Source organism: Shinella lacus (assembly GCF_010994755.1).
GTDB lineage: Bacteria > Pseudomonadota > Alphaproteobacteria > Rhizobiales > Rhizobiaceae > Shinella > Shinella lacus.
The window spans coordinates 118,864-134,224 of record NZ_WHSB02000013.1 but is presented as its reverse complement, the minus strand read 5'-3'; the positions used below and the strand labels follow the sequence as shown (position 1 = coordinate 134,224).

At 63.3% G+C, this 15,361-nt stretch carries 13 protein-coding genes; 1 reads left to right on the top strand and 12 read right to left on the bottom strand.

The genetic code is table 11. The features are described 5' to 3' along the window. Positions 1-163: 163 nt before the first annotated feature. The 11 genes from GB927_RS26430 to GB927_RS26380 form a co-directional block, all read right to left on the bottom strand. On the bottom strand, positions 164-1,168 hold the full coding sequence (locus GB927_RS26430; RefSeq protein ID WP_256120214.1) for a glycoside hydrolase family 3 N-terminal domain-containing protein: 1,005 nt from the start codon (positions 1,166-1,168) through the stop codon (positions 164-166). 33 nt (positions 1,169-1,201) lie between these two features. Next, positions 1,202-1,984, bottom strand: a complete 783-nt coding sequence (locus GB927_RS26425) for a DeoR/GlpR family DNA-binding transcription regulator (protein WP_256120213.1) — start codon at positions 1,982-1,984, stop codon at positions 1,202-1,204. Then, positions 1,981-2,679, bottom strand: coding sequence for an HAD family hydrolase (locus GB927_RS26420; RefSeq protein ID WP_256120212.1), 699 nt, complete (start codon positions 2,677-2,679; stop codon positions 1,981-1,983). The genes GB927_RS26425 and GB927_RS26420 overlap by 4 nt, the downstream gene beginning before the upstream one ends. 28 nt (positions 2,680-2,707) lie before the next feature. Then, complete coding sequence (locus GB927_RS26415; protein WP_256120244.1) at positions 2,708-4,339, bottom strand: GMC family oxidoreductase; 1,632 nt, start codon at positions 4,337-4,339, stop codon at positions 2,708-2,710. A gap of 14 nt (positions 4,340-4,353) precedes the next feature. Continuing rightward, positions 4,354-5,856, bottom strand: a complete 1,503-nt coding sequence (locus GB927_RS26410) for a GMC oxidoreductase (RefSeq protein ID WP_256120211.1) — start codon at positions 5,854-5,856, stop codon at positions 4,354-4,356. 8 nt (positions 5,857-5,864) lie between these two features. Continuing rightward, a complete protein-coding gene (locus GB927_RS26405) occupies positions 5,865-6,965 on the bottom strand; it encodes an ABC transporter ATP-binding protein (protein ID WP_256120210.1) in 1,101 nt (366 codons plus the stop codon). 4 nt (positions 6,966-6,969) lie between these two features. Beyond that, complete coding sequence (locus tag GB927_RS26400) at positions 6,970-7,845, bottom strand: carbohydrate ABC transporter permease (RefSeq protein ID WP_256120209.1); 876 nt, start codon at positions 7,843-7,845, stop codon at positions 6,970-6,972. Continuing rightward, complete coding sequence (locus GB927_RS26395) at positions 7,838-8,731, bottom strand: carbohydrate ABC transporter permease (protein WP_256120208.1); 894 nt, start codon at positions 8,729-8,731, stop codon at positions 7,838-7,840. The genes GB927_RS26400 and GB927_RS26395 overlap by 8 nt, the downstream gene beginning before the upstream one ends. Before the next feature lie 69 nt (positions 8,732-8,800). Then, entirely contained in the window at positions 8,801-10,048 is a 1,248-nt protein-coding gene (locus GB927_RS26390) for an ABC transporter substrate-binding protein (RefSeq protein WP_256120207.1), read from the bottom strand. 63 nt (positions 10,049-10,111) lie between these two features. After that, positions 10,112-11,425: a histidinol dehydrogenase gene (gene hisD, locus GB927_RS26385; RefSeq protein ID WP_256120206.1), complete on the bottom strand. Its 1,314-nt coding sequence runs from the start codon at positions 11,423-11,425 to the stop codon at positions 10,112-10,114. A gap of 93 nt (positions 11,426-11,518) precedes the next feature. Next, positions 11,519-13,321: a thiamine pyrophosphate-binding protein gene (locus GB927_RS26380; RefSeq protein ID WP_256120205.1), complete on the bottom strand. Its 1,803-nt coding sequence runs from the start codon at positions 13,319-13,321 to the stop codon at positions 11,519-11,521. 376 nt (positions 13,322-13,697) lie between these two features. Between GB927_RS26380 and GB927_RS26375 the strand changes: the two genes are divergently transcribed. Beyond that, the gene (locus GB927_RS26375) at positions 13,698-14,387 is read left to right on the top strand and encodes a hypothetical protein (RefSeq protein ID WP_256120204.1); all 690 of its coding nucleotides are present in this window, start codon (positions 13,698-13,700) and stop codon (positions 14,385-14,387) included. Between the two features lie 10 nt (positions 14,388-14,397). Here GB927_RS26375 and GB927_RS26370 read toward each other — a convergent pair whose 3' ends face one another. Next, complete coding sequence (locus GB927_RS26370) at positions 14,398-15,222, bottom strand: helix-turn-helix domain-containing protein (protein ID WP_256120203.1); 825 nt, start codon at positions 15,220-15,222, stop codon at positions 14,398-14,400. Positions 15,223-15,361: the final 139 nt, after the last annotated feature.

Below are 15,361 nucleotides of genomic sequence, written 5' to 3'. Positions count from 1 at the left end.
TTGCTCCGTCGGAGCCGCCGGCAAGACGCCGGCACGGCCGATCTGGTCGGAGCGTCGCACCAAAGTTGCTGCCGGCGCGGTTGATCTCCTGCAGCGCACCCATTTCGCCATCGACGGCGGCGGCGACGATACCCTGTTCGGCATCGACCGCGATGTTTTCCTCTTACGAGGCGGCCGCATTCCGCCGCACGCCGGCGGCTGCTTCCGAAAGACGACCCAGAGATATCCGTCCGGATCGCGCCGCCGCGGCAATGCCATCGCATAAGGCATCAAGGTGCGGCCCTCCCCCAACCAAAAGCAGATCGGCTCCCGCATTGACCGAAGAGATGGCGGTTTCAAGCAGCGAGCGGCCGCGCATGGTGGCCGGTGCATCAAGGTCGTCGCTGACGATCAGGCCCCCGAAACCGAAATCGTCGCGCAGCATCGCCATGACTGCCGGCGACGTACTCGCGGCATTTTGCCCGTCGAACGCGGCAACGGGCGCCGGGCCGGTCATGATCGCCTTGATTCCAGCTTCGATCGCCGCCCTGAACGGCAGGGCATTGTGCAGAATGCGCTCCCGCGGCGTGAGCAGGGAAACATCGACGAGTGCCGGGTCGCCCGCCAGATCGTTGAAGCCCGGAAAATGCTTGGTCACGGCGGTAATGCCGGCGCTCTGGACGCCCGTGACGAAAGCGGAAACCAGCCTTGCCACGGCCTCCGGATAGCTGGCCATCGTGCGGCCCCGCAGCCATGGGTTCTGTCCGTCGATGACATCGGCGATCGGTGCCAGGAACATCGACACCCCGAGTTCACGGGCAGCCGAAGCCGTGATCCGGCACCGCTCTGCAAGCGATGCATCGTCCAGCGCGTGGGCTTCGTCCAGGGAGGGGAGCGGCGGCACCAGCCCCGTGAGCCGCTGGATGCCGCCCAGTTCCTGATCCACCGCGACGATCAAATGGGGCGTGACGGATTTCAGCTCTGCGATGCGGGCCTGGAAGACGGCCGGCGTTTCGCCGGCGAGCCTTTCTGCGGACATGGCGCGTGCGACATATTCCGCCCGCGTCTCGCCGATCAGAATGGAACAGCCGCCCTTTTCCAGGAAGGGCACCATGACATCCAGCACATCGAGCGTATCAAATGCCGGCAGCAGGATCGCTCGGGCGTCCTCGTCAGGTGAAAAAGCCATCGTCATCTCCGTAATGCAGGATGTTGAGAGGTGTCAGACAATCGTGACATCGACACCGGCCTCGCCGATGGCGGTGAGGATGGCGGTGTCTTTGCTGTCTGTGAAAAGTGCCGAGACGGCGGAAATCCGAGCGACCTCATGGGTTGCGGCCTGGCCGAGCTTGTCGGCGGTCGCCAGAAGGAGGGTCTTGTTCGCAGCCCTGATCATCGTGGATTTGAGGTGTGCATCCTCGAAGTCGTCGCTGCGCAGCATCAGGTCGTGATCGACGCCGCACGTACCGAGGATGCAGTAGTCGGCCCGAACCGCCCGCACGGCATCGATCGCTCCGGCACCGGTCGCGCTGCGGGTCAGCCTGCCCAGGCGGCCGCCAAGCATGATCACTTCGGTGAGCGGATGGTCGAGCGCGGCGGCGGCTACATCGATGGCGGTCGTGATGATGCGAATGGAGAGCGCCGGTGAAAGACTGCGCACGAACTGCACGACGGTCGTGCTGGAATCCACCAGCAGCGTCGCGCCGTCCGGGATGGTTGCGGCGGCGGCAAGCCCGATCCGCTGCTTCTCTCCGGCATGCAGCGTTTCGCGACGATGGAAATCGAGCGCAGGCGTGACAAGCCGCGCCGCACCGCCGTGAAACCGCTGCACGAGGCCTGCATCCGAAAGGTCGCGCAGGTCGCGGCGGATCGAATCTTCCGAAACGCCAAACTCCTGCGCGAGCCCGGCCGCGAGGACACGCCCCGCCGCATTCACCTTGTCGAGGATGACGGCCTGCCGCTCCTCCGGGGAAAGCGCTGCCAGTTCCGCCTTGTCCGCGCTCATGCCGTCGCCTCCTCCGCATGGGGAAGAAGTCCGAGCGCCGTCAGCCGAGCCTCCAGCGCCTCGGCCGTGCGGAAGTGTTCGGTGTGGAAGCCAAGGGCTGCCGCCGCGGCAATGTTCGCCGCGTTGTCATCGATGAAGATGCAATCCGCAGCGCGCACACCCGCCCGCTCCAGGAAGCGGTTGAAGATCGCGGCATCCGGCTTCACCAGTTTCTCCGTGCCGGAGACGACGAGAACGTCGAACAGGCCCAGGAAGGGATAGATGTCCTTTGCGCGTGGGAAGGTTTCGGCCGACCAGTTCGAAATCGCGTACACCGGAACACCGGCCGTTTTCAGGCGTCGGAGAATCTCGGCCGTCCCGGCGACCTCCCCTCCCAGCATTTCGTGCCAGCGCAGCCAGTAGGCCTCGATCAGGGCAGCCCGCTCGGGATGACGCTCGCCAAGCGCGGCGATGCCCTCGGCAAAAGGCCGGCCCGCATCGAACTGCTCGTTCCAGGCCGATGTGCAGACCTCGCTGAGGAAAGCGGACACCGCCGCCTCATCAGGGAGCAGTTTACGATAGAGATAGGCGGGATTCCAGTCGATCAGAACGCCACCGATATCGAACACAGCAACAGTCGGATTCATTTTTGCCTCTTTATGCATGTATTGATTCTTACTATGCACGAATAGGCAGATACACGCAATAAAAAGCACGAAAGAATCCGACGCTTCTCGTCACGACCTAGGACCGCAGAAATTCGGCTGCGCGCTCGCCGATCATGATGCAGACGGAATTCGGGTTGCCGGAAATCAGCGTCGGCATGACCGATGCATCGGCGACACGAAGCCGTTCAATTCCATGCACGCGCAGTTTCGGATCGACCACCGCCATGTCGTCGCCGCCCATCCGGCACGTTCCGGCAGGATGAAGGGCTGCATGCGCATCCTTGACACAGAAGGCCCTGATATCCTCCCGCGTCTTCAGCGCCGGCGATGGCGCGTGCCGTGCCGTCACGAATTTCGCGATTGCCGGCTGCGCCATGATGTCGATGGCGGCCAACGCGCCCTCGGTCATGGCATCGAGATCGTAGGGATCGGAAAAATAGCGCGGCGCTACGCGCGGGTTCGCCGCCGGGTTGGCGCTCAGGAGCGTGACTTCTCCCCTGGAGCGCGGCCGGATCTGCCCGAGATTGACCGTACAGCCATTACCGCCGGGCACCGCATCGACGCCCTCCTCGATGCCGGCACCGACGACCATGAAATACTGGATGTCCGGGCTCGCCTCGCCCCGGTTGCCCCACCAGAAGGCGCCGCCTTCGATGAGGTTCGAGGATGCCGGACCATTGCGGAACAGCGCATAGTTCAGCCCGGCAAGCGCCTTCCAATGCGGCTTCTTGTACTTGTCGTAGCTGTGCGGGCCGTTGAGTTGGTAGACGAGCGAAATCTCAATGTGATCCTGCAAGTTCTGGCCGACGCCCGGCAGGTCGGCGTGCACGTCGAGGCCCTGGCGCCGAATCTGGTCCGCCGGGCCGACGCCCGACAGCATCAAGAGCTTCGGCGTGGCGATCGCCCCCGTCGACAGGACGACCTCCTGGTCGGCGCGGTACACGACCGTGCGCTTGCCCTTGACACACTCGACACCCATCGCACGGCCGTTTTCGACGAGCACGCGCGTGACCATGGCGCCGGTTTCCACACGCAGATTGCGCCGCTTGCGTGCCGGGTTGAGATAGGCCACAGCGGCGGAGCTGCGGCGACCGTTGCGGGCGGTGATCTGGTAGAGGCCGCAGCCTTCCGGATCGCCGGAGTTGAAATCCGGATTATACGGCAGGCCCGCCTGCTGGCATGCCTGCAGCCAGGCTCGGGTCAGGGGGTGGATGTAGTCGATATCGGAAACGCCGAGCGGGCCGCCGACACCGTGCGCCTCGTTGCAGAAACGGTTATTGTCCTCGGCGCGCTTGAAGTAGGGCAGAACATCGGCATATCCCCAGCCTTCGGCGCCAAGCTCGAGCCATTGCTCATAGTCGGCCGGCACGCCGCGAATGTAGATCATGGCATTGACGGAGCTGCCGCCGCCCAGAACCCGGGCCTGCACCATGGTCGGCGTCTCCGTGCGCTCCTGTTCGGCCATCGGCTCCCAGGGAATGCGCTTCAGCAAGTCGCCCTGCGCGGTCTTGTAGTACGCGCCGGGAATATGGATGTACGGGCTGCGGTCGCGTGGCCCCTCCTCAAGCAGGAGCACGTTGACGGCGGGGTCTTCCGATAGGCGCGCGGCGACGACGCAGCCCGTCGAGCCGCCACCGACCACGATATAGTCGAATGTGGTGATCTCGTCCCGATGCCGGGGCGAAATGCCGTGACGCGCCGATCCCATGTCCCGAAGTCCCATCACTGCCCCCTTGAAATGGCGCTGCCGGCCTTGATCGCGAGGGCAGCAATGGTCAGAGCCGGATTGACGGCGGCCGATGTCGGCAGCACGGAGGCATCGGTGATGTAGAGGTTCTCGACATCATGGCTGCGGCAATCGAGATCAACCACCGAGGCTTGCGGATCGCTGCCCATGCGGGCGGTTCCGCATTGGTGCGACGTCGTCTTGCGGCCGAATGTGTGTGTCAGCACGATCGGGAAACCGGCCTTGCGCATGACCGCGCGGGTCTTGGCAATCAGCGCCTCGTGTGCGCGCATGTTCGAGCGGATCCAGTGCATGACGATGCGGTTGTCGCGCACCATCACACGACTTTCCGGATTGGGCAGGTCCTCGCTCGTCAGAAACCAGCCATAGGCGTAGCGCGCTATGAGCTTTGCGACCCATGCGGGCGCCGGCACGGGCAAATTGGCCTTGAGGATGTTGCCGGTAATGTGCCCGAGAAGCTGGACGTTGCCGAGCGGCGCGCCGTATTCGTTGTCCGCGTTGTAGAAATCGTTGAAAGCGATGGTCTTCTGGTAGACCGAGGTATTGGCCGCAAAGGGATCGATCGTCAGCATCGCCGTCGTGTTGTGGTTCATGAAGTTGCGGCCCACCTGATCCGAGCCGTTGGCGAGGCCGGTCGGATGCGCCTTGCTGGCGGAGCGCAGGAGCAGCGCTGCGGTCTGGACGGCACCCGCCGCCACGGCGAAGCGATCGGCGGAAATGCGGTGCTCGATCCCATCCTTCACATAGACGGCGGCAATGACCCGGCGGCCCGTCTCGTCGGTCTCAAGGCGTGTCACGCTGGCGCCGGTCAGGAGGCTGACATTCGGGTGGGCGAGCGCACTTGTGAGCGGCCCCACTTCCGCATCGATCTTGCCGGCGCCCGTGTTCGGAAACGCATCCCAGCCCGTCTTCGCCCGTTTCAGCCAGGCGTCGATATCGATCGAGAGCGGCAGGGCCGCCGGATGAATGCCGGCCCTTTCCAGCCGGCGGCGGACGGCCGCGATCGCCGGTTCGTCAGGAACCTTCGGATAGGCATAGGGCGTGTCGTGCGGCGGCTCCGTCGGATCCTCGGAAACCGAACCGCGCACCCGGAAAATGCTTTCGGCTGCATCATACCAGGGCGAAAGCGCCTCATAGGACATCGGCCAGCCCGGAGATGCGCCATCCATGTGCGGCCGCGGCGCAAAATCCTCGCGGCGGTAGCGATACATGACGGCACCGAAGAACTTCGAATTGCCACCCACATAATAGTAGTTGCCCGGAAGGAAGCTCTCGCCATCCGTGCCCAGCCATTCCTCCGAAGAGCGGTAGAAGCCCTTCTGGAAGATCGCACGGTCATCGCGCGCCTCCGGGCTGTCCTTCAGGTAATCGCCACGCTCAAGAATGACGATCCGCAGGTCGGAGGGCGCCAGGCTGTGTGCCAGGGAGGCGCCGCCGATGCCGGAGCCGATGATGACGATGTCTGCGGTCTGGGTCATGATGTCTTTCAGTCGATGCGCGTTTCGGATTCGATGTCGAACAGCACGGTCTTCGATGTGTCGACGGACAGGGCGGCTTCCTGCCCCGCATGGGCCTGCTTGGGCGGAAGACGGGCCGTCACCTCGACGCCGCCGAGTTGGAAGACGGCCAAGGTGTCAGGCCCGGTCGGCTCGACCACGTCGAAATCGATGGTGAGCGACGGCGGAGCAGCGCCCGTGGCAATCGAGAAGTTTTCCGGGCGGATGCCGACGAGCACTTTCTTGCCGGCGTAGCGTTGCAGGGCCTCTGACGACAGGGTGATGCCGGCAATGCGCGCCGCCGGACGCCTGGCAATGTCGATGACGGCCGTCGCCGTCGAACCCTGCACCTCCAGAACCGCCGGCACGATGTTCATCGCTGGCGAACCGACGAAGCGCGCGACATAGACATTGGCCGGCCGGTCATAGACGGCCTGCGGCTCGTCGAGCTGCTGCACGACGCCGTCCTTCATGACAGCCACGCGGGTGGCAAGCGTCATGGCCTCGATCTGGTCATGCGTGACATAGACGATCGTCGTGCCGAGACGTGCATGCAGGCGCTTGATCTCGGTGCGCATATCCACGCGCAGCTTGGCGTCGAGGTTCGACAGCGGCTCGTCGAACAGGAAAAGCTTCGGCTCGCGCACGATGGCACGCCCCATCGCCACGCGCTGGCGCTGGCCGCCGGAGAGCTGCGATGGCTTGCGATCGAGCAGATGATCGATCTGCAACAGGTCGGACGCCGTCTTCACGGCCTTGGCGCGGTCGGCCTGGGTGACCTTTCGGATCTTCATGCCGAACTCGATATTCTGCCGCACGGTCATCGTCGGGTAGAGCGCATAGGACTGAAACACCATCGCGATGTCCCGATCCTTCGGCGAAAGCTCGTTGACGGTCTTTCCCGCGATGCGGATCTCGCCACCCGAGATCGTCTCCAGGCCGGCGATCATGTTGAGAAGCGTCGACTTGCCGCAGCCGGAGGGGCCGAGCAGCACGAGGAAATCGCCGGTTCCGATGGAGATCGAAACCTCCTTCAGAACCTCGAAATGGCCGTAGGACTTGCGGACACGATCGATTTCAAGAGTGGACATGGTCTCAGCCTTTCACGGCACCGGCCGTCAACCCGCGGACGAAATATCGACCAGCGACGATGTAGACGACCAAAGTTGGGATGGCGGCGATCATGGCGGCAGCCATGTCGACATTGTACTGCTTGCGACCGGTGGTCACGTTGACGATGTTGTTGAGTGCGACCGTGATCGGGCTGCTCGAACCGGAGGTGAAGGACACACCGAAGAGGAAGTCGTTCCAAATCTGCGTGAACTGCCAGATGCAGGACACGACAATGATCGGAATGGAGGTCGGCAGGATGACACTCCAGAAAATCCGGAAGAAACCGGCGCCATCGACCATCGCCGCCTTTGTCAGTTCATCCGGCAGCGAGACGAAGTAGTTGCGGAAAAACAGCGTCGTGAAGCAGATGCCGTAGGAGACATGGACCGCCACGAGACCGGGAATGGAGCCGGCGAGCCCCAGCAGCCCGAGCGTGCGCGCCATGGGAATGAGGATCGCCTGGTACGGCAGGAAACAGCCGAAGAGCATGAGGCCGAAAACGAAGTTGGCGCCGGGAAACTTCCATTTCGTGAGGATGTAGCCATTGATCGCGCCGATCCCCGTCGACAGGGCGACGGCCGGGATGACCATCAGCAGCGAGTTGACGAAATAGGGTTTCAGCCCGGTGCATTCGGTTCCGATGCAGGCCTGCGACCAGGCCGCCCGCCACGCATCGAGCGTCACCACCTTGGGCAGGCCGATGAACGAGCCGCCATAAATCTCGTCGAGCGGCTTCAGCGAAGTCGACACCATGACCCAGAGCGGCATCAGGTAGAGCAGTGCCACGATCAGCAGGCAGGTGTAGATGACGATGCGGCCGAGGCGCGCCTTGCCGGATTGCGAGAGTGCTTCAGCCATTGTTTTTCTCCCGCAGCTCGGAATAGAGGTAGGGAATGATGATCGCCGCGACGGTCATGAGCATCATCACGGCACTGGCCGCACCGACGCCCATCTGGTTTCGCCGGAAGGTGGCGGAGAACATGAAGGTCGAGGGCAGTTCGGTCGCCGTGCCGGGGCCGCCGTTCGTCAAGGCCAGTACCAGGTCGAAGCTCTTGATGGCGATGTAGCTCAGCAGGACGATCACGCTCAGCATGGCCGGGCGCAGCATGGGAATAATGATCTGCCGGTAGATCAGCGGCAGCGTGGCGCCCTCGATCTGCGCCGCCTTGATGACGGAGTTGTCGATGCCCCTGAGCCCCGCAAGGAAGATCGCCATGGCAAAGCCCGAAGACTGCCAGACGCCGGCCACCACGACGGTGTAGATCGCCATCTGGGGATCGGTGATCCAGTCGAAGCGGAAGTCCGTCCAGCCGAGGTCGTTCACCACGCGCTGGATGCCGAGACCGGGATTCATGATCCACTTCCAGGCCGTTCCCGTGACGATGAACGACAGCGCCATCGGATAGAGATAGATCGCCCGAAGAGCCCCTTCGGCCCGGATGTTCTGGTCCAGGAGGATCGCCATCAGCAGGCCCAGGCCCGTGGACAGCGCCAGGAAGAGCGCGGAGAAGATGAACAGGTTCGCGACGGCGGTGTGCCAGCGAGGGGTCGCCCAGAGGCGCACATATTGTTCAAGCCCGACGAAATCGTAGGTCGGCACGAATTTCGACGAGGTGACGGAAATCAGCCCCGTCCACAGGATAAACAGGTAGACGGTGACGATGACGACGAGCAGGCTGGGAGCGACGACGATGCGCGGAAGCCAGGCTGCCAATCGCGATGACATGCGCGTAGAAGCGCTCATGGGTCAGCTCCGATTGCGGGTACGGTGGAGGAGCCGACAGGCGCGGCTCCTCCGGTTGGCAGTTGGGCTTTAACGCGCGTTGTCGATGCCGGAGACCAGCATCTTGACGGCGTCTTCCGAGCTCATGTTGCCGACGAAGAACTGCGCGGCGACGTCGCTGAAGACGGAGGCGAATTCCGGCTTGGCGGCGAAGCCGTGCGTCATAGCGCCCTGCATGCTGCCCTTCTCGATCGCCGCGGCGCGCTCCTGGTAGCCGAGCTTGGCGCAATCGTCGAAGTCGTCGACCGAGACGTCGCTGCGGGCCGGGATCGAGCCCTTGATCAGGTTGAAGCCTTTCTGGACCTTCGGATCCATGATGGTCTCGGCAAGTGCCGTCTGCGCGTTCTGCACGTTCTCGTCCTGTACGGTGAACATGCCGAAGCTATCGATCAGGTACTGGAAGGAGGTCACCTGGCCGGGCGTGGCGAAGCAGTAGAAGTCCTGGTTGGGCTTCAGGCCCTTCGCCAGGAACTCGCCCTTCGCCCAGTCGCCCATGAACTGCATCGCGGCTTCCCCGTTGATGACCATGCCCGTGGCAACCGCCCAGTCGCGGCCGACGAAGTTGTTGTCGACGAGGCCGCGCACCTCGCGCAGCGTGTCGAACACCTTCACCATCTCGGCACTGCCGAGCGCTGCCGGATCGAGATCGATCGCCGTCTTCTGGTAGAATTCCGGTCCGTTGACGTCCGACAGGAGGGCGTCGAAAATGATCCCGATCTGCCACGGCTCGTCACCCATCGCGACGGGAACGATACCCTTCTCCTGAAGCGTCTTGCCGGCCGCGATCAGCTCCGCCCAGGACTTCGGAACGGCAATGCCGGCATCGTCGAAGATCTTCTTGTTGGCCCAGACCCAGTTCTGGCGGTGCATGTTGATGGGGGCTGCAATGAAGGCATCACCCGATGTCACGAAGGGCAGGAGCTGAGGGGCAAGCGCTTCACGCCAGCCGCCGGTCTTGGCGAGGTCGTTCAGGTCGCGAACGACGCCCTGCTCCGCCCACTGAACGCCTTCCCAGCCAAGAAACTGCATGGCGCCCGGCGGGTTGCCCGCCGTGAGGCGCGAGCGCAGCGCCTGCTGCGCATTCGCGCCGCTCATGCCGCCCACGGCGGAATCCTTCCACGTAAACCCCTTGGCCTCGAGCTCCTTGCGAATGACGTTGAGCGCGTCCACCTCGCTTTGCGAGACCCAATGGTGCAGAACTTCGATCTCGCCTTCCGCACGCGCCGCAACGGGCACGAGCATGGTGGCGGCAAGAACAGTGGCAATAAACTTCGACATGACGTTGGTCCTCTCTGGTTGAGTTTTTTAGCGCGGCCCCTGTCGGGCTCTTGTGCGTGGTCGTTAAACGGGGTCTGCGGGCATCGCGTAGCCGACGTTGCGGCCGCCGTAGCGGCGGACACGAATGTTTGCCTGCTCGGCATGCCCGGCGAAGCCTTCCATCAGGCAGAGCCGCGAGCCGTAGGCGCCGATCATCGCGGACGCCTCGTCGGTCAGGACCTTCTGGTAGGTGCAGGTCTTCAGGAATTTTCCGACCCAGAGGCCGCCGGTGTAGCGGGCCGCCTTGTTGGTCGGCAGCGTATGGTTGGTGCCGATCACCTTGTCGCCGAAAGCGACATTCGTGCGCGCACCCAGGAACAGCGCGCCATAGTTCGTCATGTTGGCGAGGAAGTAGTCCGGATCGCGGGTCATGACCTGCACATGTTCGGACGCCACGCGGTCGCCTTCCGCCAGCATCTCCTCGATCGTGTCGCAGAAAATGATCTCGCCGAAATCCTCCCAGGCCTTGCCCGCGACCGCCGCCGTCGGGAGGATCGCAAGCAGGCGCTCGATCTCGGAAAGCGTGTCACGCGCCAGCTTCTCCGAATTGGTGATGAGAATCGCCGGCGAATTGACGCCATGCTCGGCCTGGCCGAGGAGGTCCGTCGCCACCAGTTCGCCGTCGACGCTGTCGTCGGCGATGATCAGCGTTTCCGTCGGGCCAGCGAAAAGATCGATACCGACGCGGCCGAAGAGCAGCCGCTTGGCTTCCGCGACATAGGCATTGCCGGGGCCAGCCAGCATGTCGACCGGATCGATCGTTTCCGTGCCGTACGCCATCGCGGCGATCGCCTGGACGCCGCCGATGCAATAGATCTCGTCGGCGCCGGCAAGCGCCTGCGCCGCAACGATCTTTTCGGCAATCCGGCCCTGGAAGGGCGGTGCGCAGGTGATCACCCGCTGGCAGCCGGCGACACGCGCCGTCAGCACGGTCATGTGGGCGGATGCCAGCAGCGGATATTTGCCGCCCGGCACATAGCAGCCGACATTCTGGATCGGCACGTTCTTGTGGCCGAGCACGACGCCCGGCAGGGTCTCGACCTCAACGTCCTTCAGCGCCGCCTTCTGGACCTCTGCGAACCGGCGAATCTGATCCTGCGCAAAATCGAGGTCTTCGCGTTCCCGGGCCGTGAGCGCGTTGATGCAGCCCGCGATCTCATCCTTCGTCAGCCGGTAGGATTCGCGATCGAACTTGTCGAACTGCACGGACAGTTCGCGAACCGCCTTGTCGCCGCCATCCCTGACTTTTGCGAGAAGTGCCTCGACTGCCTTGGTGACCGCGCTGTCGGTTCCGCCGTCTTCGATGGGAGCCTTGGCTGTTTTGATGTGCCGGATCATGACAAAGTCTCTTCGTTCACGGCCGCCATGGGCGCCGCGTTATCAAGGGCTTGGGAGGGCAAGGGAGGCTCAGGCCTCCCCTGCTCGAGATGTCTAGAGGTGCTGTTCGCGGGCGCGCATCTCTGCGTGTGCGGCCTGCTCCTTTTCGTAATAGGCCGGCGACGGGAAGTCCCACCAGCCGGTTGCGAAGGGACCGGCGGCATCGCGCGAGACGATCACTTCGACGAGGGCCGGACCGCCGCATTCGAGCGCCGCCTTCAGGCTGCTTTCGAGGTCCTCGTCCTTCTCCACCTTCCACGCCTGAAGGCCGAAGGCCTTGGCGGAGGCCGTGATGTCGGCCGAATAGGGCGCGCCGTTACCGGCATGGTGGTTGAACTCGGATGCGATATGGCGGCCCATGAACTTGCGCTGCCCGCCGCGGATCGACATGTAGCCCTGGTTGTTCAGCACCAGGAACACGACATTGATGCCGTTCATGACGGCCGTGCCCATTTCCGGCAGCGACATCATGAAGTCGCCGTCGCCGACGATGGCGACGACCTGCCGGTCCGGGCAGGCGAGCTTGGCGCCAAGCGCTGCCGGCACCGCCCAGCCCATCGGCGAATAGGAACCGGAGGTGAGATGCGTACGGGGTTCGTAGATCGGGAAGCTCTGCTTGACCGAGCCCTGCGTATTGCCCGAGCCGACGACGACGATGCCGTTGCGGTCGAGGACCTTGCGGAGCGCCATCAACGGGCGCTGCGAGGTGAAGGGCGTCTCGCGGCTGTTTTCGCGCGGCTCGACCTGGGCGCGCCATTCGGCCTTGGCCTTCTGCACATCGGCGACGAAGGTCTCGCGGCGCGATAGCATCTTCTGCGAATCCGCATCGGAAATCAGCGACAGGATCGCCTCCAGCGTCACCTTGGCATCGGCGACGATGCCGACTTCCGTCTCGTAGTTCTTGCCGATCTCGCGCGGGTCGAGGTCGATATGGATGAGTTTGGCCGAGGGGATCGAGAAGGAGACGCCCTTGGCATAGGAGGAGGCCGACCAGTCGGTGAAGCGGCAGCCGACCGAAACGACGACGTCGGCCGATGCGGTGATCTTGTTGCCGCAGGTCGTGCCCGTCTGGCCGACGGCGCCGATGAACAACTGGTGATCCTCGGAAATGGCGCCCTTGCCGTTCCATGTGATCGAGACGGCGGCACCGAGCTTTTCGGCAAGGCGCGTCAGTTCTGCCGATGCATTGGCCGTGATCGCGCCGCCGCCGGCGACGATGACCGGGCGCTCGGCGGAGAGAAGAACCTTCAGCGCGGCTTCAATGGCCTTCGGATCCGGATAGGCGACGCCGACCGGCAGGCGCTTGCCGAGCGGATGGATGGTGACATCCGCCGCGTCGACCTGAACGTCCATCGGGACTTCGACATGAACCGGACCCGGGCGGCCCGTCAGCAACTCGCTGAAGGCACGGTGCATAATGCTTGGGAGGACCTGCACCGAATTGGCCTGCCAGGCGCGCTTGGTCACCTGCTCGGTGATGCGCGGGAAGGCATTGTCCTGCTGGCGCTCCAGCTCCTGCATAGTGCCGTGGCCATGCATATAGGTCTGGGGCGAGCCGGAAACGTAGAAGAGCGAAGTGGAATCGCAATAGGCGGTTGCAAGGCCAATGATCGTGTTGGCCGCGCCCGGACCGACCGAGGTGGAGCAAGCCATCGGCTTGCCGCAGGCGCGGTAGTAGCCGTCGGCCATGTGAACCGCGCTCTGCTCGTGCATCACCTGGATGAAGGGGATTTCCGATCCCTCCTGCAGGAACGCGTCGAACAGCGACCAGATGCCGTGGCCGGGCACGCCCGCCACATATTCGACGCCATATTCCTTCAACGCTTTCGCGACGACTTGACCACCTGTCAGCTTCATTGATCGACCCTCTGAAATCTCGTTATCTTGTGAGCAGGACGGGGACGCCCTCCAGCGATAGGCTTATTCTTCCGCCGAGCGAGGCAAACTCGCAAGTTCGCAGCCATCGAAACACTGACGCGAGATGACGCACTTCAAAAGCAGTTTTGCGTCAGGGTTCATGATCGCGACGGCCGCGCCGCCGCCGGCGCGGTCAATTTGCAGCGGTCCGCAGGCATCCCGGTGGGGAGCGGCAGGCGATCCCGAACAGTGCCATCCTTCGCAAAGTGAAGCTGGAGCCGCGCCATCATGCGAATAAATTAATTCCGGCGCGCACTTTTTTCGCGGCGCGCGCTATGGCTTTCTCAGAACACGGACAGACAAAAGAGGCACCGCCGTGCAGAACCTGAGCAGAGACCTGGCTTTCGCAGACGACTTCATTTCCGCCACGCTTGTCGAGAACGTCGCGGACTATGACGTGACGGACGCCGTCGTGGTCAATATCAGCCCCTCCCCGATGGTCACCGGCGACGAGCATCCGGCCATCGTACCGGCGTGGAAGTCGACCTGGCTGAAGGGCGGCCGCATCCGCTCGGCGGATCGCGCCGCGATCATCAAGGTCGTCAGGCCGACCAATCTCGGTGGCTGCATGTTTCGTGGCTGGGACTGGCTGGGCAACCGCATCCGCAGCTTTCCCCGCGACACGCCGCTCTACATATCGGCGCAGGACGAGATCGGCACCGTTACCCTGGACCCCCGCGTCTTCACCAATGAACGCGCGGCAGCCGAAGCGCCGCAGACCTTCACGCTGAAGCTCAATCTTTGGTGGTCGCCCGGCGACACGGATTGCTTCATCCATAACGAGCACCCGTTCCTGGAAACGCACACGCAGATCCATGGGTCGGGTCGCATGCAGAAATTCAAGGCGCGCGACGCAGCGACGCTCTATGAGGACGTGGTGATGCCGATCGGCTATTCGCACGATCCCTTCTGCCGGGTCACCGGCGAGAACCAGTGGACCTATCCCTGGCACCGCTACTATGCGGATACCGACAGCGTCTGGCTCGCCGTCGAACTGCACCCCTGACGGATGGCCTTCAACTCATCTGGATCATGTCGGAGCCGTCGCCGAGATATTGCAGCGCCTCGCGCGGAATGCTGGGATCGTTGCGGTCCATGACCGTCAGCTCCTTGAGATGCTCGCGGCGCAGCAGGCCCGGCCCCCGGTAGTGCAGCGCGACCTTCGTGGAATAGGGCTGGCGGAAGACGGTCGCGGCAATGCCGCTGGAAATTCCGAACATGAAGCGTTTGGCGTTCCGCTTGACCTGCGCATAGACGCCAAAGGTCAATTCGTTCGACTGGATGCCCTCGAAATCCGCTGTGAAGAGGCGGTCAGCGACGGGGAAGCAGAAACCATAATATTTGAAGACATATTCCGTCTTCTTCGGGTCGTCGAAGCTCGGGAAACGCTCGACATAATAGTGCTGGAGGAATTCCTTGTTGCGATAGATGCAGAAAGCCGAGCGCAGCACGAAGCCCTTGTAGATCGAGGAGAACTGATAGCGGTCGTAGATCCCGACGATGTCGTTGTGATCGGCATTGTTCTCCACGATCATCTCCGACACGAAGCGCGAGAACTCCGGCAGCTGGCGGGCGGTCGCCATCGCATGGAAGAAGTTGCCTTCCACCAGCGTGCGGAACTCCTCCGGGTCGGCAAAGAGCATGGCGACGCTGAGGCCGAAATAGTTCGCGATGATCCTCAGATTGGCCGCCGACGGCACATGCGCGCCCGACAGGTACTTGTTGAACTGCTGCCGGTTGACATTGATCTTGCGGCAGACGGCGGCCACGGAGCCGTGCTGCTCGCACAGCGTTCTCAGGTTCGCCGCCAGGGCGGCCCCATCTCTTCCCAGCTGTTCCATTAAAGCCCCCGGTATGACGCACTGTGACGCTAATTGTACTTCATATCGCTAAAGACATCAATTGTCTGCGAAGTTGTAGCGCGCCGGGCGACCGGTCAATCTCCGGATGATGAAGAGGAGGACGTGCGGTGCATTCCGG